General features: G+C 35.0%; 19 protein-coding genes and 1 pseudogene. 19 read left to right on the forward strand and 1 reads right to left on the reverse strand.

What is annotated here, in order from left to right:
• Positions 1 to 268: 268 nt before the first annotated feature.
• The 13 genes and pseudogenes from M0R16_07390 to M0R16_07450 all read left to right on the forward strand — a co-directional run bounded on the left by M0R16_07390 (position 269) and on the right by M0R16_07450 (position 15,015).
• On the forward strand, positions 269 to 1,255 hold the full coding sequence (locus M0R16_07390) for a glycosyltransferase (protein MCK9612711.1): 987 nt from the start codon (positions 269 to 271) through the stop codon (positions 1,253 to 1,255).
• Positions 1,243 to 3,114 (forward strand): asparagine synthase (glutamine-hydrolyzing), encoded by a 1,872-nt coding sequence (asnB, locus tag M0R16_07395; GenBank protein ID MCK9612712.1) that lies wholly within the window; start codon positions 1,243 to 1,245, stop codon positions 3,112 to 3,114. Before M0R16_07390 ends, asnB begins: the two co-directional genes overlap by 13 nt.
• A 1-nt stretch (position 3,115) precedes the next feature.
• A complete protein-coding gene (locus tag M0R16_07400; GenBank protein ID MCK9612713.1) occupies positions 3,116 to 4,117 on the forward strand; it encodes a glycosyltransferase family 2 protein in 1,002 nt (333 codons plus the stop codon).
• 38 nt (positions 4,118 to 4,155) lie between these two features.
• Entirely contained in the window at positions 4,156 to 5,256 is a 1,101-nt protein-coding gene (locus M0R16_07405; protein MCK9612714.1) for a glycosyltransferase family 61 protein, read from the forward strand.
• A gap of 177 nt (positions 5,257 to 5,433) precedes the next feature.
• Entirely contained in the window at positions 5,434 to 7,299 is a 1,866-nt protein-coding gene (locus M0R16_07410) for a carbamoyltransferase (GenBank protein MCK9612715.1), read from the forward strand.
• Between the two features lie 50 nt (positions 7,300 to 7,349).
• Entirely contained in the window at positions 7,350 to 7,499 is a 150-nt protein-coding gene (locus tag M0R16_07415; GenBank protein ID MCK9612716.1) for a DUF5989 family protein, read from the forward strand.
• Between the two features lie 18 nt (positions 7,500 to 7,517).
• A complete protein-coding gene (locus M0R16_07420; protein ID MCK9612717.1) occupies positions 7,518 to 7,877 on the forward strand; it encodes a hypothetical protein in 360 nt (119 codons plus the stop codon).
• Between the two features lie 150 nt (positions 7,878 to 8,027).
• Positions 8,028 to 8,993, forward strand: a complete 966-nt coding sequence (locus M0R16_07425; GenBank protein MCK9612718.1) for a glycosyltransferase family 2 protein — start codon at positions 8,028 to 8,030, stop codon at positions 8,991 to 8,993.
• A 259-nt stretch (positions 8,994 to 9,252) separates the two neighbouring features.
• A pseudogene (locus tag M0R16_07430) lies at positions 9,253 to 9,381 on the forward strand (sugar O-acetyltransferase).
• 750 nt (positions 9,382 to 10,131) lie between these two features.
• Positions 10,132 to 11,406, forward strand: a complete 1,275-nt coding sequence (locus tag M0R16_07435; GenBank protein ID MCK9612719.1) for an ATP-binding protein — start codon at positions 10,132 to 10,134, stop codon at positions 11,404 to 11,406.
• 4 nt (positions 11,407 to 11,410) lie between these two features.
• On the forward strand, positions 11,411 to 12,571 hold the full coding sequence (locus M0R16_07440; protein MCK9612720.1) for a glycosyltransferase: 1,161 nt from the start codon (positions 11,411 to 11,413) through the stop codon (positions 12,569 to 12,571).
• A gap of 44 nt (positions 12,572 to 12,615) precedes the next feature.
• Positions 12,616 to 13,854 carry a glycosyltransferase gene (locus M0R16_07445; protein MCK9612721.1) on the forward strand — a complete coding sequence of 413 codons (1,239 nt, stop codon included), beginning with the start codon at positions 12,616 to 12,618 and terminating at the stop codon, positions 13,852 to 13,854.
• Between the two features lie 132 nt (positions 13,855 to 13,986).
• Complete coding sequence (locus M0R16_07450; GenBank protein ID MCK9612722.1) at positions 13,987 to 15,015, forward strand: hypothetical protein; 1,029 nt, start codon at positions 13,987 to 13,989, stop codon at positions 15,013 to 15,015.
• Positions 15,016 to 15,037: 22 nt separating this feature from the next.
• Here M0R16_07450 and M0R16_07455 read toward each other — a convergent pair whose 3' ends face one another.
• Entirely contained in the window at positions 15,038 to 16,090 is a 1,053-nt protein-coding gene (locus tag M0R16_07455) for a polysaccharide deacetylase family protein (GenBank protein ID MCK9612723.1), read from the reverse strand.
• Positions 16,091 to 16,412: 322 nt separating this feature from the next.
• Here M0R16_07455 and M0R16_07460 point away from each other — a divergent pair, with 322 nt between their 5' ends.
• From M0R16_07460 to M0R16_07485, 6 genes are all read left to right on the forward strand, one after another.
• Positions 16,413 to 17,447 carry a hypothetical protein gene (locus M0R16_07460; GenBank protein MCK9612724.1) on the forward strand — a complete coding sequence of 345 codons (1,035 nt, stop codon included), beginning with the start codon at positions 16,413 to 16,415 and terminating at the stop codon, positions 17,445 to 17,447.
• Positions 17,448 to 17,457: 10 nt separating this feature from the next.
• A complete protein-coding gene (locus tag M0R16_07465; protein MCK9612725.1) occupies positions 17,458 to 18,762 on the forward strand; it encodes a hypothetical protein in 1,305 nt (434 codons plus the stop codon).
• Positions 18,763 to 18,904: 142 nt separating this feature from the next.
• Positions 18,905 to 19,312 (forward strand): MaoC family dehydratase, encoded by a 408-nt coding sequence (locus M0R16_07470; GenBank protein MCK9612726.1) that lies wholly within the window; start codon positions 18,905 to 18,907, stop codon positions 19,310 to 19,312.
• Between the two features lie 86 nt (positions 19,313 to 19,398).
• The gene (locus M0R16_07475; protein ID MCK9612727.1) at positions 19,399 to 20,535 is read left to right on the forward strand and encodes an acyl-CoA dehydrogenase family protein; all 1,137 of its coding nucleotides are present in this window, start codon (positions 19,399 to 19,401) and stop codon (positions 20,533 to 20,535) included.
• A gap of 299 nt (positions 20,536 to 20,834) precedes the next feature.
• Positions 20,835 to 21,791 carry a GNAT family N-acetyltransferase gene (locus tag M0R16_07480; GenBank protein MCK9612728.1) on the forward strand — a complete coding sequence of 319 codons (957 nt, stop codon included), beginning with the start codon at positions 20,835 to 20,837 and terminating at the stop codon, positions 21,789 to 21,791.
• Between the two features lie 12 nt (positions 21,792 to 21,803).
• On the forward strand, positions 21,804 to 23,027 hold the full coding sequence (locus tag M0R16_07485; protein ID MCK9612729.1) for a hypothetical protein: 1,224 nt from the start codon (positions 21,804 to 21,806) through the stop codon (positions 23,025 to 23,027).
• The last annotated feature ends 14 nt before the right edge of the window (positions 23,028 to 23,041 follow it).

Genomic DNA, 23,041 nt, shown 5'->3' on the forward strand with positions numbered 1-23,041 from the left:
GAGGTCTGATACTCAGCATAAGCCTAAAAGCTTAATTGTCGAATTAGTTCACCTCTCTTTCTCTGGTTCTTCAGTAATAATTACAATAAAATTAAGTAAATTAAAAATCATTTTGCAAAACTAATGGCATAGTCGAAATCTGAACCGTCCATATTTTGTAAATTTTTGAAACAGTAATTTTTCAAATTTAATAATACAATGGGTTAATTTAATAAAACCAAAAAAATATCAGCTATAAACTTATGACAAAGTAAAACATAGTTCCATCATGAACAAAAAGGCCGGGAAGATACTTAAAAAATCATACGAACTGCCAAATAATGTTAGGGAAGCCATACCTTTTCCTACGGTACAGGTGCAAACCATCACATACCAGCATGCTCCATATATACGTGACTGCATTGAGGGTGTGCTGATCCAAAAAACAAACTTCCCTTTTGAATACCTTATTGGCGAAGACTGCAGCACAGACGGAACCCGTGAAATAGTTTTTGAATACGCAAAAAAATACCCTGACAAAATAAGAGTAATAACAGCTGATGAAAATGTTGGGATGATGGGAAATATAAGAAGGTGCAGGATGGCTTCACGGGGCAAATATGTTGCTTTGTGCGAAGGTGATGATTACTGGACCGACCCGTACAAGTTGCAGAAGCAAGTTGATTTTATGGAACAAAATCCCGATGTGGTTATCACATATCATGATGCTTCGAGAGTAGATAATAATAAGAATATAATTGAAGAATCTTTGCTGCCTGAAAACCGGAAAAGGGACTTCAGCAAAGAAGAGCTTAAAACGGGAATATGGATTATGACAAATACCATGTGTTTCCGAAATGTCGTAGAACAGTATCCAGAGAATTATTATAAAGTAATTAACGGCGATACTTTTATAACTTCTTTGCTGGGTAATTTTGGAAGGGGAGCATACATCCCGGATATTAAACCCAGTTTTTACAGAATCAACGACTCTGGAATATGGTCCATGAAAACTGATGTCGAACGGAAAATCAGAGCGCTGGCAACCCCATTGGAACTTATGAAATTCTATGACAATCAGAATGATAAGGAGTTTTATGAATACTTCAGGAACAAGTCCCGTCAAGCCATATTATCTTTACTGGAAAATAAGCTATCCAAAAAACAAAAAAAGCATATTATAAAAAAGATATTTTTCCATGTGAGTGATTTGGGATACAGAAATTCATTCTATTATATAAAAAAAACAATAACAATAAATAAATGTGCGGAATAGCCGGAATATGTTTCACCGACAGGCCCCCTACTAAAGAGGAAATAAATAAGATGACTGATGCCATTGCTCACAGAGGTCCCGATGGCTCAGGAAGACATATTCAGGAAAATGTGGCTATCGGGCACAGACGATTGTCAATCATTGACCTGCAGACCGGTGACCAGCCCATGTGTAATGAAGACAGATCAATATGGATAACTTTTAACGGTGAAATTTATAATTTTAAAAAATTAAGGGAAGAACTGAAGAGATTAGGACATGTTTTTAGAACAAATTCCGATACAGAATGTGTTATTCATGGATATGAGGAATGGAAGGAAGGTTTATTAAGCCGTTTAAGAGGAATGTTTGCTTTTTGTATTGTGGATTATAATGCACATATGATGTTTCTGGCCCGTGACCATTTCGGGATAAAGCCGCTGGTTTACAGAAAAGAAAAAGATTCTTTTACTTTTGCTTCTGAAATTAATGCTTTGCGACAGGTTGAAACGGAAAAACCGCATGGAAGTACCGAAGGGCTGATAGGCTATTTAAGGTTTGGATATGTCCCAGCACCCCTGACTATTTATGAAAACATCCGGAAACTTCCCCCCGCGCATTATCTGAAATACGACCTGAAGAAAAATGAGCTGACAGAGAAAAAATACTGGGCTCCTGAATTTATGCCGCAAAAGTTAAACAGCAGGGACTGGGTTGAATATGCAAGCTCGGTTATTGAAGACTCAGTAAAATATCATTTGATTTCCGATGTACCTGTCGGAATTTTTTTATCTGGTGGAATTGATTCTACGCTGATTGCCCTGAAAGCAGCAAAAATTGCTGGCAATGAAATTGAAGCATTCACCATAGGGTTCAGTGAATCAGCTTTTAATGAACTGACGTATGCACAGGAGGCAGCAAAAAAAATCGGGATAAAACTGAATTATGATATCGTTGAAAAAACAGATATTGAAATTGTTCCTCATTTGATAACCGGACATTATGGCGAACCTATGGCCGACAGCTCTATTTTACCTACATGGTATGTGTCAAAAATCGCAAGAGAAAAATTAAAAGTTGTGCTCACAGGTGATGGAGGCGATGAGTTGTTTGCGGGGTATCCGAAATATCTCAGGTATGTCAATGAAAATGTTCGTAATGTGATCGGGAGAAAGATTATAATGAATCAATTTTCAACCATCCCAAGATATTTGTTCGGTACACTGAAAAAATACCTGAAAAACAGCGGCGTAGTGAATGATGTTGGTTTCTGGACTGATATTGCAGCCAAATATGATGAGAACATTAAGGATATCATGCCGGAAAAGTATCATCCGGGAATTAATAAAAAAATACCGGTGTTTCAAAATGCCCACTTCTATTATAAACACTGTGACAAAATGTCTTATGTTCAGGCAATGGATATATTATCGGCCTTTCATGGAAACATTCTTTCAAAAGTTGATATATCCACCATGGCCAACAGTCTTGAATCGCGCCCGCCATTAATTGATATTGAAGTTGCCCGGGTGGCTTTTTCATTACCCTATCAGATGAAAGTCAATAAAATTAACCATATACCCGAAGGTAAATATGTATTGAAAAAAATATTGACGGAACGTTTTCCCGATGATTTTGTATACAGAAAAAAACAGGGATTTGTCATGCCTAAAGACCAATGGTTAGAAAATGAGCGTATAAACAGGTTGTATAAAAATTATATTTTTGACCATAAAGCGGGTATGTCGAGGTTTTTTGAAATGGATAAGCTGGAAAAACTGTTTTCAAGGCCTGAGAATCATGCCGATAAGGATATAATCTGGCATTTATTTGTGCTGGCTGCCTGGTTAAGTAAAAACTCAGACATCGAATTTGGATAAAATGAATTTTCTGTCTTTTATAATTCCCATAAAAAACCGTGCTGATTTATTTGAACAGGCCATCAGCTCGCTGCTCACGCAATCTGATTCAGAATGGGAAGCCATTGTGGTTGACGACCAGTCGGAAAGCAATGAGTTTGAAAGAATTCAGCAGATATGCATGGCGGATAGCCGCATAAAGCTCATACACAGGGAAGGTACCCGGGGCGGAGCGCCAGTATGCCGCAACCTCGGCGTGCATTATGCTACGTCTGATTATATTGTGTTCCTGGATTCGGACGATATGGTGGATAAAAATTTTATTTCCAAAAGAAAAGAAATAATAGAGCGTTTTTTTGATAATGACGCCTGGATATTTCCGGTTCAGGTGTTTTACAACACTCCCGGCGACAGCAAATTACTCTGGAATGTCTTTAATGAAAATAACGACCTGGATAGGTTTTTGAATGCTGACCCGCCATGGCACACTTCCTCGCCGGTATGGAAGAAAAATTCCTTCCTGAATACTGGCGGTTTTGATGAGGAATTGCTTTGCTGGCAGGATTGGGAAATTCACCTGAGGGCTTTGATTTTGGGGATTAAATATGAAAAAATTAAACAAAAGCCTGATATTTTTTACAGGATGCATTTAGGTGACGCCATCCGAAAAAAAAACACATCTTACGAGTCATTGCTTAGCCGGTTCGAGGCAGTACAAAAATGCTATCATCTGATAAAAACCAAACAGGCACTCAGCAAAAAAAGAAAATACTATTTTGCAAAATTGCTCATGAACATTTTAATATTTTTACTTAAAATAAAACCTCATGAGAAGGCTGTAATCATTGATTTCATTAAAAAAGAAAAAATCCTGCCGGGTTTTGAACTGAAAATATGGATGTTTAGAATTAATCATAACTTTAAAATCTCAAATATAATTATTGACAAAATCATTTATTGGAAATATAGCAATCATTTTTTAGACACCAAAACGGATTATCTGAATACGGAAATTAAAGAGTAATAGTTGAGATTCAGTAATTAAATATTTGATTTGAAATAATGAAAACATACCAAAATATTCAAATTCCTTATCCTGAAAATATTTCTGCAGAAGAAAAGCGTTTGTTCGAACCTTATGTTAGAGCAAAAGTTCGTATTCCCAGAATTAAAAATTTAAAGAACGTTTTTGTGACACATCAAGGACTGGTTTTAAAAAACGGGCTGCTGGTTGGCGGTTGTGCTTTTAATTTAAGAGGGAATTTGGACAATACTTTTTATTATCAATTTTGGAAAGACACCCTTGAAAAATACCTCGTTTGCCGCTGGGGAAAAAGTTTACCGTCAGTTCATCTGAAAGGGCCACAACAGTATTTACTGATACATTCAAAGTGGTTTAACTATGCTTTCTGGATTAATGCATTTTTGCCCCGCCTTCTGATGGCAGAACAATCCGGTTATTTAAAAAACACTAAGCTTATTGTCCCCGAAAACTGGAAAAATATACCTTACGTTTGGGATAGTTTGAAAGCATTTGATGTTGATTTTGAGGTTATTCCATCAGATCATCATATTTTTGTTGACCGTTTGATAATGCCGGAAACAAGACAGTGGACGGCTTCTTTTTATCCGCCCTTAATAAAAGATATATCTGCCCGCTTGATTCAGGAAGCACAAACTCGAATTAGAAACAAAACATTTCCAAAGAAAATTTATTTAACTAGGGCTAAAAGGAAAATACGTACTGTTGAAAATGAAGAAGAACTTATTTGTGGCTTGGGAAAATATGGCTTTGAGCCCGTTATATTTGAAGACTTATCCATATGGGAACAGATTGCCATGATGAATAATGCGGATTTTTTTATCTCGATACATGGGGCAGGATTTTCGAATATAATGTTTATGAAAAATAATGCGTCAGTAATAGAACTAATCAATAAAAAATATGCATCTTTGGAATACACTTTCCCCTTTTGGAAATTATCTGATGCTGTTATGCTAAAATATTATCCTTTTTTTTGTGAGCCAGTTTTGAATGAGAGTCAATTATTAAGTATTGGTTCTTCAACAAAACAAAACAATGATGAAAAAAAATTTTTAGTAAATTCTAATGTGAAGGTTGATATTGAAAAAATTTTAACTCTATTAAAAAACTTATTATAAGATGCCCATCAAATCACAAAGAAGTTTTAAATTGTAAATATCATGCCCTTTTTCTCCATAATAATCCCCACATACAACAGTGCACACATGTTACCCAAAGCCATTGAAAGTGTTTTGGCACAAACAGACCAAACTGACATTATTAGATCAGCTAAAAATAAGAATAGATATTAACTGATGAAAATAATTCTGGGAATTTCTGCTTTTTATCATGATGCTGCTGCCGCATTAATAGTTGGTGACGAGATTGTTGCTGCCGCACAGGAAGAAAGATTCACGCGCATAAAACACACTAGTGAATTCCCTGTAAACGCCGTAAAATATTGTTTGGAATATGCCGGGTTTAGCATTGATGAGCTAGATGCGGTTGTGTTTTATGACAAACCCTTGCTCAAATTTGAAAGACTACTTGAAACCTATTATGCTTTTGCACCTTTGGGTGTCAGGCAATTTGTTACGTCAATCCCGGTCTGGATTAAAGAAAAACTTTTTTTAAAAAAATTAATATTTGAAGGGCTGTCTGAGGTTGGAAATTTTCAAAAAAAGAAATTACGCCTTCTATTTCCCGAACATCATTTATCTCATGCGGCAAGTGCATATTATCCCTCTCCTTTTAAAGAAGCAGCCATTTTAACTGTTGACGGTGTCGGAGAATGGGCTACCGCGACAATATGCTACGGAAAAGATACAGAGATTAAAATCTTAAAAGAAATGAAGTTTCCGCACTCGGTGGGCTTACTGTATTCCGCTTTTACGTATTATCTCGGATTCCGGGTTAATTCGGGAGAATACAAATTAATGGGGCTGGCCCCCTATGGAAATCCCCGTGCTGAAGAAACCATGCGGTTTATTTCCCTTATAAAAGACAAATTAGTTTCCATAAAAGATGATGGCTCTATATGGCTCAACCAGCAATATTTCAAATATGCCATTGGTTTGAAAATGATACATGAACGTAAATGGGAAAAGCTTTTTGGATTTCCGGCCGTAAAACCCGACAGCAAAATTGAACAGCGGCATTGTAACCTTGCTTATGCCATTCAATATGTTACAGAGGAAATTGTAATAAAAATGGCGAGAGAAGCAAAGAGAATCACCGGTTCGGATTATTTGTGCTTATCCGGCGGCGTTGCTTTGAATTGTGTTGCCAATGGAAAGCTGATTAAAGAAGGTATCTTTAAGGACATTTTTATCCAGCCTGCCGCTGGTGACGCGGGTGGGGCATTAGGAGCTGCACAGGCGGTTAATTATATGTATTTTGAACAGGAACGCAAAGTTGATATAAACACTGACTCCATGAAAGGAGCATACCTCGGCCCTGATTTCTCTGATAAAGAATGTATAATAGCCTTCAAAAAGCACAAGGCTGTATTTAATTTCACTGAATCTTTTAGCGCTTTATGCTCAGATGTTGCAGACCTGATTGATAAGGGCAATGTAGTGGGCTGGTTTCAGGGCAGGATGGAATTTGGCCCGAGAGCCTTGGGTAATCGAAGCATTTTAGGCGATGCAAGAAATGTGGAAATGCAGAAAAAATTAAACCTTAAGATAAAATACAGAGAGGGGTTCAGGCCATTTGCTCCTTCAGTTTTAATTGAAAATTCACAGGAGTTTTTTGATTTACCCGTTGCTTCTCCTTATATGTTGTTAATTGCGGATGTAAAAGAAGAAAGGCGGAAAAAATTACCTGAAAACTACCATGAATTAGATTTATGGGAAAAACTTTATTATGTAAGGAGTGATGTACAATCAATTACCCATCTGGATTTTTCCGCACGTATTCAAACTGTGCACAAAGAAACCAATCCAAAATACTGGCAGCTTATCAACACATTTAAAGAAAAAACCGGTTATGGCATTGTGGTTAATACCAGTTTTAATGTGAGGGGCGAACCCATTATTTGTACACCTGAAGATGCCTATAAATGTTTTATGCGCACAGAAATGGATTATCTGGTAGTCAATAATTTTATTTTGAAGAAAACAGACCAGCCTGATTGGGAAAACAGGGAAAAGTGGATGGGAAAATTTAAATTGGATTAAAAGAAACTATGTTGAGTTTTATAAAAAAATAAAAAAAACTACTACTGAATATGGACTTTTTAAAAGATTTATGGCTCTTTATGAAAGAGCGAAAAAAATATTGGTTAGCGCCAATTATAATAATTTTACTTATTTTGGGTGTGCTGATAGTATTTGGAGGCGGCAGTACTGTTGCCCCATTTATCTATACGCTTTTTTAATAAAGAACGGGGAGTTTTATGAAAAAAGAGAATTCAAAAACTACAATGTTGGTTATTTCTATGGGTTTTTTAGTGCTTTACTTTATTTTTTCCTGGAAGTGGGCAATTATTACATCCCTCGTCATCGGGTTAATTGGAATATTCTCCAATACCTTGAGCCGGTGGATAGATTGGTTCTGGATGAAGTTGGCTCAGATATTAAATGCCGTTATCCCGAAAATTTTGCTGGGTATCGTTTTTTTCCTGTTTTTATTACCCATATCTTTATTATCAAAACTTTTCACCAAGGACCCACTAATGTTATCTATTAAATACAAAAGCTATTTTATAGATATTGATGAAAAAAAAGATAAAAAATACTTTGAAAAGCCTTGGTAGAAAAATTATTTAAAAGTTTAAATTTTGAATAATACCCCTTACAAAATACTTAATTGCTTAGGTAAAAATTAATTAGAATTGATATAAAGCCTTTTGTGCTTTTAAATTTCCAAACAAAATATTAAAAAATAAGTTAAGTAATTTTCATCTATGCCTGACAATATTCCGAACCCCTTTTTCACCATAATAATTCCCACCTACAACCGCGCACATATGCTGTCCAAAGCCATTGAAAGTGTTTTGGCGCAAACATTTCACGACTGGGAACTGATAATAGTGGACGATGGCTCCACAGACAATACTAAAGATGTAGTTACTGCATACACGGATAGCAGGATAAAATACATCTATCAGGAAAATGCCGAGCGCAGCGCAGCCCGTAATAAGGGTATTGAAAATGCCAAAGGAGAATATATAAGCTTCTTAGATAGTGATGATTATTATTTAGACAATAGACTTGATGGTTTAAAAAATTTTATTGTTATTAATAAGTCACCAAAATCATTGATGTTTACTGAAAAAAAAGTATTATTAAACAATATTGAAACAATCAGCCAAATAGGTGATGGTGTTTTTAAAAGAGAAAACAATTTTAATATTGCTATGGATTTGATAATTCACAGTCAACAGGTATGTGTAGAGTCTTCAATTTTAAAAAATAATAGATTTAATACAGAACTTAAGGTCGGTGAAGATTTGGAATTATGGTTAAGAATACTTAAAGATTTCTCTTTAATGTTTATACCCGGACAACCGACGGTAGTTATTGTTGAACACGAAGACAGAACTGTGGCAAAATCAAACTATTTGAGATTTTTTGAACAAAAAAAATCTGTTGATGTTATTTTTAAAAAAAACCAAACTGCAAGAAAATTAATTTCAAATAGAAAAAAGAATTCTTTATACAGTTATGTTTTTTTTGGCATGTCAAAATATTATATGTCTGTTAACCAAAGAACAAAAGCATTGCAATACATTTTAAAATCTGTTTTTAAAAATTTATTTTGCGACAAACAAAAACACAAAATCTATATATTTGTTAACTTATTTAAGTTTTGGCTAAGTACTAGTGTTTTACTAAATCGTATTGAATATGGAAATAATGAAAGGATTTAGAAACCTTGCATCTTTAATATACAGATGTTTTGTTCCACTTGATAAGGTTAAGATGTATAGAAAAATGGGAGTTAAGATTGGAGATGGTTGTATTTTTCGTGGAACCTCAATGCTTGATTATTCACATTATTGGCTGATAGAAATAGGGTGTAATGTCCGTTTAGCAACCGGTGTGCATATAATGGCACATGACGGAACCATGGCGTTTAAGAATGGTTATGGCAAAATTGCTAAGGTAATAATCGAAGATAATGTATCTATTGGTGTTAACTCTATAATATTACCGGGCATTAAAATTGGAAAAAACACTATTATTGGTGCCGGAAGCATTGTAACCAAAAATATACCTGAAAACTCCATAGCGACTGGAAATCCAGCTAGGGTTATTGGAAGATATGATGAGTTTATTAATAAACACAGAGAAAACCTTAAGACTAAGCCCGTTTTTTCTGATGAATATAAGTTACAAAATGTTAAAAATAACAGAGAAAAAATGCAAAAAATGAAAGACATACTTGGAGATGATATTGGGTATATATAGCTAATGCAAGCTTCACTTAAACCCTATAATGCAAACATATCCTGATAAGAAAAGTATTCAAATTATAGATGTGATCGTGCTGAAATTCAAGTAATTTCTGGTTTATATTTAAAAAGTCAAAACTTATTGAGTAAATAATGTTAGAATGTCAGAGATTTGCTGAATATATATTACCTGAAAAAAATAAAAACCTTCACAAAAATGAATGAATTAATGTTTATAAATGATAGGGTAACTGTTTACAAGTCTTTTACGGCGGGTAGTCACCTCGTCAATGTTTAATAGTAGTCATAGAATTGAAATTTCAACACCGGAAAAACTTCTAACCCGCTTCTTTGTTGAGCGAATTAATATAATTTTGTTCAAACAAATGAACATATTAACTTGAGTTCGGGTTAAGAACATATTATCTTAATCCGTTAGGATTTAAATCTCACAGAAATATTTAAATCAGTAATGGGAAATTGTAAGATGATCCTATACTATTAAATCGCTGACTGGGGTAGGCGGGGAAGAAACAGACATAAATTAACATAGTTAAGTAAAATTTACTAAATAAAACATTGTTTTTTTGGTAAAAATTACTAAATTTGCAAAATGAAAGAAATAATCAAAAACATAATACTTGAAAGCCAAAATACCGAACTTCCGGTAATAATGGAGCGCAACATACAAATACTCGCAAATCAAAATATTATAATCAGCCTGATAGGCGCCAGGCGAAGTGGAAAAACTTTTATTCTTTACCAAACTATAAAGAAATTATTAGAAAGCGGAGTTTCAAACAAAAATATATTATTAATAAATTTTGAAGATGAACGATTAAATATTAAATCAGAAAATTTAGATTTTATAATACAAGCTTACCAGGAATTATATCCTGAAATAAAAATTAAAGACACCTATCTTTTCTTTGATGAAATCCAAAACATCAGCGGGTGGGAAAAGTTTATAAGGAGAATTTTTGATACAAAAACACGTAATATTTACCTGACAGGTTCAAATTCAAAACTTCTAAGCAGTGAGATTGCAACAGAACTTCGCGGACGCACTATCACATATACGGTTTTTCCTCTGAATTTTAAAGAATTTTTGAAGTTTAATAATACTCAACCCCTTTTGTATCCTCAAAAAAACAAAAGTAAGATTATTAATTTGGCAAATAAATATTTAACTGAAGGTTCATTTCCTGAATCCCTGAATTTTGATGGAATTATAAAAAACAAACTTTTACAACAGTATTTTAATGTAATGATTTTTAGAGATATCGTTGAAAGGTATCATGTTAGTAATATTGAAACATTAAAGTTTTTTGTTAAAAAAATATTTGCAAACGTAACCAAACCTCTATCAATAAACAAAATTTATCATGAGCTCAGGTCATTGGGGTATTCCATTAGCAATAAATATTTATACGAGTTTTTAGATTATTGTAATTCTGTTTTTTTAATTCAAAACATTAATAAATTCAATTATTCCGAAATAAAGCAGGAAAAAAGTGACAAAAAAACATATGTGATTGATAATGGATTAATCAGGGCCATTGAGTTTTCGGTTTCGCAAAACATGGGAAAACTATTTGAGAATATGGTGGCCATGGAATTCATAAAGAACAACAAGAATATTTTCTATTTTAAAAATAATTTTGAATGTGATTTTATTGTAGAAGATAATCATATCTATTTACCTGTTCAGGCTTCTTTTACATTTGCAGACAATGAAACAAAAAACCGTGAGATCAGAGCTTTAATTGAAGCCTGTAACTATATTAATTCGAATAATGGAACAATAATAACATTTGATACAGAAGAAAATTTAGTTTATGACGGGATTAAAGTTGCTATTGTGCCTTTTTATAAGTATTTTTTATAATGAGATGAAAATCCTTCACATCATACCTTCATTGCGTAAAGGGGGGGCCGAACGGCTCGCTCTGGATATGTGTAACGGACTGGCGGAGGTTTCGGGAATAGTTGTTAAACTGATCTGTTTTTCAGACAGCAATGACTATCAAGACCTTTCGGCTCATCAACAGGTCGAAGTTATTCCGTCGGGTATCAGTTTGTCATTGTACAAAAAAAACAAATTCAGAATTCAGGAACTACAAGGTGAAATTGAGAAATATGCCCCTGATGTTATTCACACCCATTTGTTTGAAGCGGAAATTATCAGTCGTTGTGTTCATTATCCCCGTGCTGTATGGTTTTCGCATTGCCATGACAACATGGTGCAATTTGAGAGTTTTTCATGGAAAACCTTGTTTAGCAAAAAAAGGCTGACCAATTTCTATGAAAAAAAATTCTTACTGAACCGTTATAAAGCCAACGGAGGAACACATTTTATTGCGATCTCTGAGGATGCCAGAAAATATTTTGAAAAAACAGCCCCTGAATATCCGCTTACCTTATTGAACAATGCTGTAGATTATAAAAAATTTTACAGAAAAAAAGAGATAACAGATGGCGGCGGTAGTTTAAGACTGCTTAATATCGGTTCTTTTGTATCCAAAAAAAATCAGGCCTTTCTGCTGGATGTTTGCCGTGTGCTTGTGCAAAAAAAAATCGATTTTGAGCTTCATCTTCTTGGGGATGGGGAAAATCGCAAAGCTCTGGAAGAAAAAGCAAAAACCATGAGACTGGAAGGTCGGATTTTTTTTCATGGCAATGTGGATAATGTCGAGGAATTTCTGTGGAATTCGGATATATACCTGCACAGCGCCACATACGAACCGTTCGGATTGGTATTACTTGAAGCCATGGCAGCAGGGCTGCCGGTGGTTACTCTTGATGGCCGTGGCAACCGCGATGTGATGGAACAGGGGAAAAACGGGTATATGCTTTTTGAACCAAATGCAGAGGCGTTTGCCGAAAAAATTACAGAACTATGGAGGGATAAAGAGAAATACCGTGAAATTTCAAGATATGCGCAGATGCATGCTCAAAAATTTGATATAAAACAATATGTGACACGCTTGCTGGAAATTTACCGAAAAGATGATGGAAATAGTGGAAAAAAAACGCATGAGCGAAAAAAATAGTTGGAAAACAATATGGAAAAAATCAGAAAACATTCGGAAAAATAATGAAAAAGCCCTTATTAATACTCCTTACCGATGCCTATCCTGTCATCCTCTACGAACTTTTTATCGAAGATGAAATCAGAGTAATTGCCCCACATTTTGATAAAATCATCTTTATGACCGAAAACCAGAAGGAGTCAGAAATTCAACCGTATATCCCGGCAAATTCCGTTACGTGTAAATACGACACCAGCCCCACATTACTTAATAAGTTTCAGGCGCTGAAATACCTGTGTTACGGTTTTTTTTATAAGGAATTGTTGTTTGCTTTAAAGAAGCTTCATAAAAAACAGTTTAAAACTGTTTTGAAGATCATGTTTATGGAACTGGCCAGAGCGCAAAGAACAATTGGAGAATTAAAGCATCTTTTACAGGAAAATAAAGGGCTGTACACACAAATTTATTTATATTCGTACTGGCACAACCACAAGGCGCTTGCCCTGGCCCTGCTCAGGAAAAAAGACAAAGAAAAAATCTGTTTTGCCCGTGCACACGGCTGGGATGTCTTTGCCGGCCGGCACGCGATACCCTACCTGCCTTTCAAGACCTTTATACTGAAAAATCTCGATTGCACCTATTCCATTTCCGAAACCGGTAAAAAAGAATTCGAAAAGAATTATGGTAATGATATTCGTTCAAAGGTCAGGGTTTCAAGGCTGGGAAAGTTTAACGACCGGCAGCCGGTGTTCCGGGTTAATGATAACGGGTATTTGCTTTTCAGTTGCAGCGAATTATTGCCGGTAAAAAGAGTCCATCTTATCATAGAACTTATTTCGAAACTGCCCCTGACAAACATCAGATGGATACATTATGGCGAGGGGCCTTTGAGGAAAGAACTCGAAGCCCTGGCCGCAGAATTGCTGCCTCATGTCTCCTATGAATTAAGGGGTGTTGTCCCCAATAAGGAGATACTGGATTTTTATCAGACCAACCCGGTGGATTTATTCATCAATTTGAGCGAATCTGAGGGGATCCCGGTCAGTATTATGGAATCCCTGTCTTCAGGAGTCCCCGTTTTGGCTACAGATGTGGGCGGAACATCAGAAGCTGTTCATGCTGAACATGGTTTTTTAATAGAAAAAAATTTTGATATGAATCAGGTGGCGGAAATAATTACGAAATATTTGCTCAGCCCCAGGGAAATAAAACTAAATTATAAACAAAATGCTTACAGCTTCTGGCAGGAGCATTTTGAAGCTACAAAAAATTATTCGGAGTTTCTCCGCATGATAATACGATAATATGTTTTTGATGAAACACCAGAATATTTTTGAATTTCAATATTGGAATAATTATTCATACTCGCAATTAATATTGCACAAAAAAATGTATTAAATTATTAATAACCGTTTATAATGAAAATAGAATATTGTTTGGAAAAAAATAACCCGGAACTATTAAGTTTTATGAAAGAAACACTGAGGCCTTTCTTTACATCAGAAATTCTGGAATGGCAATATTATTCAAATGCAGATAGTTTTTTAATGACACTGAAATGTGATAATGCCATAAAAGGGACGCAGGGAATGTTGTTTCATGAACTTCTCTTATCGGATAACGCTACTGTTGTTGATTCATCTAAAAGTGAAACCACTTATGTTTCTGCAGAATTCCGGGGTAAAGGAATGTTTGAGGAATTATATAAACGATGTATAGATAAGACAATCTTGTCCGGACATAAATTTATATGGGGCTTCACGGGAATACCGAATGTCCTTAAAAAAAAATTAGGATTTCATATTGAAGAAGAAATCATTTATGAGGCAAAAATTGTAATAGGTGTTGCTAAAATAAAGACGATACGCATAAGTGAAATTTTATCTTACGCAAAAAATCTTTTCGGTTTTATAAATGTCAGAATAAAAATCTTACATTTTTCTGATAAAAAGAAATTGAACGTAAAAGATTATGATAATTTAAGCAAAATCATGCCCTGTATTCATCAGGAAATAAAAAACGGAGCTAAAGATATTTGTTTAAATTATTCTGAAAATTATTGTGATTGGAGAATGGACCGTCACCCTGTATTAAAGTATAAATTATTATTGTTTACGGATGAATCTGATAAAAAAGTTGCTTATGTGATTTATGCGGTAAAAAACAACGCCATGATGATCAGTTCATTAAACTTCACCGATAGAGTATTTTTTAATGCTGTTTTTTGTAAAATAATCGATATGGCAAGGAAATTAAAGCTGAAAAATGTCAATTATTTTGGGAATATAAATAATAAAACTAATGCTATAATATTTGAACATTTTTGCAAATATGGCGGGAAAAAGTATCTGAATAAAGGGATGAGTTTTGTTTTGAAATCTAATTCCTTAGAAGATGAGGTTCAGTATAAGAATAGTGACAATTGGTTTATAAACGGTTTGTGGACTGAAGGCTTTACTTATTAAACGATGGGTATTGCCGGCTTTATCAGCCGTCATCAAGATCTTCATAAAATTTGCTTTTAATATTATTTTCTTTCCACCATTTAAAAATTTTTTCTCCCGAAGTAAGCCAAGCGCCTTTTGATTGGCAATAATCCAAAATTTTTAAATACAAATGAAGGTTCTCTTTAAAAAAATAAGTGTTATGCCATAACAAGCAAAAAACACCGCATGTTTGTTCAACTTTGTCAATCAAACTTTTAGCCACTTTCCAGGAATTTTCAAAATCAAGCTGCATGTACCTGTCTAACGTACAATCCATAAGGGTTAGCGGAATTTCAATAATATCTATATATTCTTGCCTGAGTACGTTATATGGGTTGAAAGGATGACACATGCCGTTCCGGAATCCTGTTGCATCATTAAATCCATACGACACATCATATTTGAATCCGGCCTTACACTGGACTTCCCATGTATCCGGATTCCTGAATTTGAGAAAATGGTTTCTGATACCGATAACTTCGCTTTGAATGATGTCTTCTAATTTTCGTTTTTCCTGTGACAGTTTTTTCAGATCATTAAAAGCAAGGTGTCCGGCGTGTAACCCGATTTCAGAATCATTTTCTTTAATTGCTTTAAATACATTTTTGACATCATCAAGGTCATAGTTAAAATCAATTTCCTTTTTACCAAGAGCCAGGAAGAAAAAAGTGGAATTGGCATCGTAACTTTTTTCAATTTCCAACAAGTTCCGAATGTTATAATATGGGTTGTTTCGTTTGTTAAAAAGAGGTGATAAGGTTGATGAAAGTTTTAGAATACTTCCCTTTGAAATATCTCTTAACGCTTGCTTTAACAGGTCTTTGTTCATTGAAAAAAGCTGATCAATATCATGGGTGATACAAACGGCAAATTTTTTATTATCCGGATATTTAATATTTATTTTTCCGGATTTAAATAAAAATTCAGAAACGTATGGATTTACTGTATTGGCGTAAGATAAAGCATGTGTGCTGCGCTGATGTATATCCGTGATCTCCGGTTTGTATTCATCTTGTCGTATAAATAATTGTTGATGGTTTACACATGATCCCATATAGCTGATGATTTATTACAAATTTACATTTAATTGAAAAAGTTTCAATAAAAAAGTCAGGATTTGCTGTACGTTTTTATTGCTGGTTTTAATTACAGGCCATAAAACACATAATTTCATTGAAGAGCTTTTTTCTGCCTGCATCCGGAATTGTTCTGCTGACTACATTGACGAAAAGGCTTACCTGTAAGTAAAAAGTAGTACCTTTGAATAATTTTTCAGATAACTTATTAATAATTAAACAACAGTAAGTGCTTTCTTTTATATCAAATGGTATTCTTTGCGATACATTTAACACGAAAACATTTCTGGAATTTGAAAAATGAAAAAGAATATTTTGCTTACGTTTGATTATGAATTGTTTCTTGGAAAAAGAAGTGGTACGGTTGATAATTGCCTTATCAGGCCAACGCAAAGGGTACTGGAAATTTTATCACAAAATCAGGCTAAAGCAATATTCTTTATTGATACAGCCTATTTGTACAGGTTGGAAGAAATCAGCAAATCGAATTCGATTGCAGAAAACGACCTAAAAAAAATAACCCAGCAACTTGTTGATATTGCCCGAAACGGGCATTATCTCTTTCACCACATTCATCCTCATTGGATAGATGCAAGGTTTGACGAAACGATGAATCAGTGGAATCTGTCCAATACAGAACATTTTGCTCTTAACTTGCTGGATGAATCTGAAAGAGATTTTTTATTTAGGTATTCTGATAATTTCCTCACTGGAATAATCAACAAGGCAGAGTCAGCAAATAAATGCAATGGATTTCGGGCTGGCGGGATATTTATTGAGCCATTTAGTTGTTTTAAACCCTGGTTCGAAAAGTATGGGATAACCTTTGAGTTTAGTGCTGTGCCCGGAAATAAAATGGATGGGGAGAAATGTAATTATGATTTTACCCAATGTCCCTCAGATCGTTTCTATAAATTTAATGACAAGGTTTCCTGCGAGGATGCTAACGGAAAATTTGTAGAATTTCCAATATCCAAAATAAGAATAAGCGGCATTACCAAAATTGTAAATTCAATTTACTTTAGAATGAACAAAAAAATGTCGAGACATCTTCCTTTTGGAGATGGCTTATTCGTTAGTCATGTCGATGGCTTAACACCATCCAAAAAAACAGTAAAAAACTATTTTATTTTTGAAACGGATATGAGCATTGAATTTCTTAACCCTGCTGTACTTCCTGTATTTAAAGACGCAATAAAGCAAAGACGCTTCCTGCATTTTATTTCTCATCCCAAACTGATCTCAGAAGTTGGTTTGTATTCTATGAATAAATTGTTAAAATTTTGTAATAAAAATTTTGTTTGTGAGTACGATTTTATGAAATTTATACCATGAACTTTGACGAATGAAGAAAGTCCTGATCCTGTCATTTTTCTTTCCCCCTTCACCTTTTACAGGCAGTCACCGGATTCACTCCTGGGCAAAATACCTGTCGCGTTTTGGCTGGTATCCTATCGTGGTTACCCGCCGCTGGGATATACCCGTTAACGATTATAAAGATATGTCGGCCGATACGCCTCCGGAAATCATACATCAGAAATTCGAAAATTTTGAGGTTTTTTATCTGCCATACAAGGGAACGCTCAGAGACCGGCTGTATGCGCATTACGGCGACCAACGGATGGTTGTGCTGAGAAAAATTCTCTCTTTTTTTGAGCAGATAGTGCAGAATTTCGCTTTGTGGGTGGTTCCTTTTAAAAACCTGTATAAGTACTCCGGGAAACTTTTGGAATCCGATAAGGAAATTAAATGTATAATAACATCGGGACGCCCTTATGTGTTGTTTCACTTTTGTCATAAGTTAAAGAAGAAATATAATATTCCGTGGATAGCCGACTATCGTGATGACTGGAATACCAGCCAGTGGCTAAGAAATATTCCCTTTAAAGACAAGGTTATTATGAAATTTGAAAGCAGAAGTGAAAAAAAATGGCTTTCAAATGCCGCATGTTTTACGACCATATCGCCGGCCTTTGTAAGTTTAATTTCCGGTTTTGTGAAAAAGAATGGCTACGTGGTTATGAACGGATTTGACCCTGAAGACTACAAGGATATTGTTCCGGCTGAAAACAGCAATGTATTTACCATACTGTTCAATGGTTCGCTATATGATACACAGCCGGTAGAGATTTTCATCAGTGCGTTTAGGGAATTTGTTCAGTCGCCCGACAAAAAAGGAAAAATAAAACTAGTTTTTCTTGGTTTGAATTTTGAAAAAATACAGTCGGCCAGGGTTAGGAAACTTTTAGAAGGCCTGGAATCATTTTATGAAATCACCGACCGGTTTGAAAAAAGGAAAGCGCTCGAAATAATGTCCTCATCTCAACTGTTCCTGATGTTCTCGCATACCAATATAAAAGGGGTGACATCGAGCAAAATATTTGATTACCTTGCTTTAGGAAAACCGATATTATTGTGTCCGTCCGATAATGAAATACTTGAGGAGATTGTTATCTCAACAAATTCGGGCTTTGTATGTAATAATGCGGACGAAATTCTTAAGGTGCTGAATCAACTGTACGACAGATATATCCTGACCAGCGATACTTCTTGTACAAGAGAAAACAATACTGTTGATTTTTATTCAAGAATTAATCAGACAAAAAAAATGGCCGAAATTATTAATAACGCAACATCGGAAATAGATTGATTATTTCAAAATAATTTTCCGACAATGCTGTACTGAAATATTGTGAGGACTGTTTACCATAAAGAATATTTTAAAAAGACAAAAAATGAAATCTGGGAAACAAAGGTGTTGTTATATTTTATAATATTGTAAAAAAATTTTCATGATCAAACAAGGTGATAAAGCCGCAATAGAAAAAATATTTTCACAAGAGGAGGTTATTGCTTATGCCAAATCCTCAAACGACAACAATCCTGTACATTTTGACCCGGATTATGCAGAAAAAACTCCATTTGCAAAACCAATAGTGCATGGCATGTTGGCCGCCAGTTTATTTGGCGGACTTCTCGGCTCTGATTTACCTGGTAAAGGAACAATACATCTGGGACAAGAACTTAAATTTATCAAACCGGTCATGGTCGGTGAAAAAGTTTTGGCCACTATTGAAGTTACTCATATACGCGAGGATAAACCGGTATTTACATTTGACTGTATCCTGACCAAAGAAGACGGGTCTGTCGCTATTCAGGGTACTGCTGTAGTAATTTTCAGAGGAGAAGTTTTTAAATGAAATTGTCACATACTGAAATGAGTTATTTATTGATTAATCCTGTTTGTTAAAACAAAAGAATAAAATAAATAATTAAAAAACCGATTATGTTTTTGAACGAAGAACAAATAATGCTCCGACAATCCGTCAGGGAATTTGCCATTAGAGAAATTGATCCACTGGCGGATGAATTAGATAAAAAGGAAGAGTTTTCTTATGAATTGACCCGGAAAATGGGTGATCTGGGCTTGTTTGGCATGTTGGTACCTCGTGAATACGGAGGCTCCGATATGGGGTTTTTATCGCTAGTTGTTGCCGTTGAAGAATTGGCGCGGGTAGACAGCTCCCAGGCAGCCACGTTGGCAGCTCATGAAACACTCGGCGCCTATCCTTTAGTGAAGCATGGAACAAAAGAACAAAAGAAAAAATATTTACCTTCATTATGCAACGGTAAGGGCTTATGGGCTTTCGGACTAACAGAACCTGAAGCCGGCTCCGATTCCAGAAACACCAAAACCATTGCAGAACTTAAAAACAATAAATGGATTGTTAACGGGAGTAAAATATTTATAACAAACGCAAGCACTGACATTACGAAGGGTATTACTCTGCAAACTGTAGTTAAAGAAAACGGAAAAAATAATTTTACCTGTTTTATTGTGGAGCCCGGAATTAACAATTATACGGTCACGCCAATGAAAAACAAACTGTGCTGGCGGGCATCCAATACTTCCGAACTTTTTTTTGATGATTGTGAAGTACAGGAAGAAAATATGCTTGGAAAAATCGGCGATGGTTCAAGAATTATGCTGGGAACTCTTGAGGTGGGGAAACTGACCATTGCGGCTATGGGGCTGGGATTGTCACAGGGCGCTTACGAAATGGCTCTTGAGTATGCGAAAAATCGCAAACAATTCGGCCAACCCATTGCAAATTTTCAGGCCATTTCTTTTAAACTGGCAGATATGGCCGTGAAGATCGAACTTGCCAGGAATACATTGTATAAGGCCTGCATTTTGGCTGATAAAAAACAACCTTTCAGTTATGAAGCAACCATATCCAAGCTTTATTGTTCTGAAATAGCCAGAGAAATTGCCGATGAAGCCGTGCAGATATTCGGAGGTTATGGTTTAATGAGAGACTATAAGATAGAGCGGTTCTACAGAGATCAGCGGCTTCTTCAGATCGGGGAAGGCACTTCTGAAATCCAAAGACTGATTATTTCCCGCAAGATTTTACAGTAGAACCCGCAATTGATAAATGAAAAGATAATATTTTGTGTTTTTTTATTGCGGATTGCACTGTACTGTTTAGTGTTGTAATAACACAATATGGAATTTTTGTCATTCCTTAGGCTCATGGCATGTTTTATACTGTTACTTTTTTTTGTTCATGCAAATTTCCTGTAAACTAATACATACTTATTTTAAAATCTGCAGGATTAGGAGATGTTTTTAAACTATCTTTACTGGGGATTTCATAATAAAAAAAGATTTTATTAAAAGCCAGATCCGTATCAATGAGTAACTATGCATTTGAAAAAATGAACCCGAACCAGTTTCATCTGCTCATCCCGCTGATGCAGAATTGTTTCGGAATGGACGTAGATGTAAACTATTTTAAATGGAAATACTGTGATAATCCGGCCGGAGAACTCATTGCATGGGTTGCAAAAAACGAACATAATGAAATAGTAGGATTTGAAGGCTCCATCCCTGAAAGATATTATATAAATAACGAACTTAAAATTTTGTATCAGTCGGTAGATTCGATGACTCATTCGGAGCACAGAAAAAAGGGGATATTCAAGAAACTGTCTTTTGCCTGTTATGATGAAATGAAACAAAATAATAATTTTTTCATCCTCGGTTTCGGTGGTGTGGATTCAATATTACCACTTATTAAATTTGGATGGAAAACGATTTTTGATATTTATTATTATTTCAGAATTCCTGTTCAGGCCAGGCTAAAAATGTCCGGATATTCGAAAACGCAGGGTTTTGATATTCGCCGTGTGGAAAATCTTAATGAAATAATTCCGGTAAATGAAATTAATTATAAAAACTATCCGATCAGGAAGTCGTTTGATGAAACAATACTGAAGTGGAAACTTTCAAATCCCCGTTACCGGTTCGAAATCACAGGAATATATAAGGATAGGGTCTTGATCGGGTATTTCATATATTATTTGCTGAACAACAAAATAATGTTGTATGATGCGGCTTTTTGCGAAAATAATCACAAAGCCGAAATAGTTCTTTTCTCATGGCTGGATTCACTTATGTTAAAAAACAAATATCAGGGAATTTTATCTATTTCGCAAAAAAACATCTATTATTCAAACCTGTTGGTGAGAAACGGGTTTCTCAGGAATGTATTACCTTTTGGCCCGTTGAAGGATAGTATTCCTTACATGATTATTACCAACTATAATGATCTGGAATTTTATTCAGATAGTCATAATTGGGCTGTTGTACCGTATGGCCACGACAGCTTCTGATCTCAATAAGTTATGAAAACAATAAATTTAAATAATTACAAAACGGAATTTTATAAAGACAAACTGAAAAATTGTAAAGAAATTTCGGAAGTACCTTTTACAACAAAGGCTGAACTGGTACAATCGCAAAAAGAAATCCCGCCGTTTGGTGGTTTTACAGATTATAAGAGAGAAATTTTTCAGATATACCGGACCAGTGGTACATCAGACAATCCATTATTGCTGAGTTTTACAAAGAATGATGTGGACTTAATGACCGACATAGGAGCAGAGGTTTTCAGGCATTGTGGAATGGGCGATTGGGGTAACGATGAAGTGGTGATCAATTGTCTTAATCTGTCCATGTGGGCCGGAGGCTTTTTTGACGCACAGGCCATAATGAAAACCGGGGTTCAGGTGGTTAATTTCGGAACCGGTAACACTATTGAATTACTGAAACTGATTTTTTTGTTCAATAAAAAATTCAAAGTTTCACTTCATTGTACACCATCGTACCTGCCAATAATTGAACAAAAATTAATAGATGATTATAAAAAAACACTGCCTGCTTTAAAAATTCACGCCCTTTACCTGGGAGCGGAAGGAGGCGTTCAAAACATTTCATTTCGTAATAATCTTATTAATAAATGGGAATGTAAGGTCTACAACGCAAATTATGGGATGAGCGAAGTGTGTTCCATTATGGCATCAGCGACAGATGATAATGTTCTGAAGTTTTCTGTTACCTTACTGGAGAAATATTTTTTTGAGCTTCTGCTGGCAGATGGCAGCTTGCTTCCTTTTTCTGATAGTAAGCCGGGAGATACCGGCGATATTGTGGTGAGTTCGCTATTTAAGGAAAGTCAGCCATTGCTGAGATATCATACCAAAGAACGCATAAAAATAATTTCGATAGATAAAGAAGGTGTTTATTTTGAAGTCATCGGAAGAAGCGACGATATGATTGTTTATAAAGGGATAAATGTTTTTCCTGAACAATTCAGAACTTCTGTATGCAAATTCCCCGAATTAACTGGTTTGTATAAATTAATAGTAGAGCGGAAAAATTTCCTGGTAACTAATATTTACCTCGTGTGTGAAGTGAAGAAAGGTATTAGTTTCGATGAAAAAATAATTAAACAAAAACTTACGCAATTAATTAAGGGCAATATCTCTATACGTCCTGAAATTAGATTTATTGAAGCTATAGAAAGAGAAGGTAATAAAGTGAGGATTGTTGAAATAAAAGACAATTAATAAATAAAATGATA

This window comes from Bacteroidales bacterium, assembly GCA_023228145.1.
GTDB lineage: Bacteria > Bacteroidota > Bacteroidia > Bacteroidales > CAIWKO01 > CAIWKO01.

Excerpts from the sequence above, each read along its gene's own strand:
- M0R16_07390 (MCK9612711.1), top strand. The coding sequence starts at position 269 with ATGAACAAAAAGGCCGGGAAGATACTTAAAAAATCATACGAACTGCCA.
- asnB (MCK9612712.1), top strand. The coding sequence starts at position 1,243 with ATGTGCGGAATAGCCGGAATATGTTTCACCGACAGGCCCCCTACTAAA.
- M0R16_07400 (MCK9612713.1), top strand. The coding sequence starts at position 3,116 with ATGAATTTTCTGTCTTTTATAATTCCCATAAAAAACCGTGCTGATTTA.
- M0R16_07405 (MCK9612714.1), top strand. The coding sequence starts at position 4,156 with ATGAAAACATACCAAAATATTCAAATTCCTTATCCTGAAAATATTTCT.
- M0R16_07410 (MCK9612715.1), top strand. The coding sequence starts at position 5,434 with ATGAAAATAATTCTGGGAATTTCTGCTTTTTATCATGATGCTGCTGCC.
- M0R16_07415 (MCK9612716.1), top strand. The coding sequence starts at position 7,350 with ATGGACTTTTTAAAAGATTTATGGCTCTTTATGAAAGAGCGAAAAAAA.
- M0R16_07420 (MCK9612717.1), top strand. The coding sequence starts at position 7,518 with ATGAAAAAAGAGAATTCAAAAACTACAATGTTGGTTATTTCTATGGGT.
- M0R16_07425 (MCK9612718.1), top strand. The coding sequence starts at position 8,028 with ATGCCTGACAATATTCCGAACCCCTTTTTCACCATAATAATTCCCACC.
- M0R16_07435 (MCK9612719.1), top strand. The coding sequence starts at position 10,132 with ATGAAAGAAATAATCAAAAACATAATACTTGAAAGCCAAAATACCGAA.
- M0R16_07440 (MCK9612720.1), top strand. The coding sequence starts at position 11,411 with ATGAAAATCCTTCACATCATACCTTCATTGCGTAAAGGGGGGGCCGAA.
- M0R16_07445 (MCK9612721.1), top strand. The coding sequence starts at position 12,616 with ATGAAAAAGCCCTTATTAATACTCCTTACCGATGCCTATCCTGTCATC.
- M0R16_07455 (MCK9612723.1), bottom strand. The coding sequence starts at position 16,090 with ATGGGATCATGTGTAAACCATCAACAATTATTTATACGACAAGATGAA.
- M0R16_07460 (MCK9612724.1), top strand. The coding sequence starts at position 16,413 with ATGAAAAAGAATATTTTGCTTACGTTTGATTATGAATTGTTTCTTGGA.
- M0R16_07465 (MCK9612725.1), top strand. The coding sequence starts at position 17,458 with ATGAAGAAAGTCCTGATCCTGTCATTTTTCTTTCCCCCTTCACCTTTT.
- M0R16_07470 (MCK9612726.1), top strand. The coding sequence starts at position 18,905 with ATGATCAAACAAGGTGATAAAGCCGCAATAGAAAAAATATTTTCACAA.
- M0R16_07475 (MCK9612727.1), top strand. The coding sequence starts at position 19,399 with ATGTTTTTGAACGAAGAACAAATAATGCTCCGACAATCCGTCAGGGAA.
- M0R16_07480 (MCK9612728.1), top strand. The coding sequence starts at position 20,835 with ATGAACCCGAACCAGTTTCATCTGCTCATCCCGCTGATGCAGAATTGT.
- M0R16_07485 (MCK9612729.1), top strand. The coding sequence starts at position 21,804 with ATGAAAACAATAAATTTAAATAATTACAAAACGGAATTTTATAAAGAC.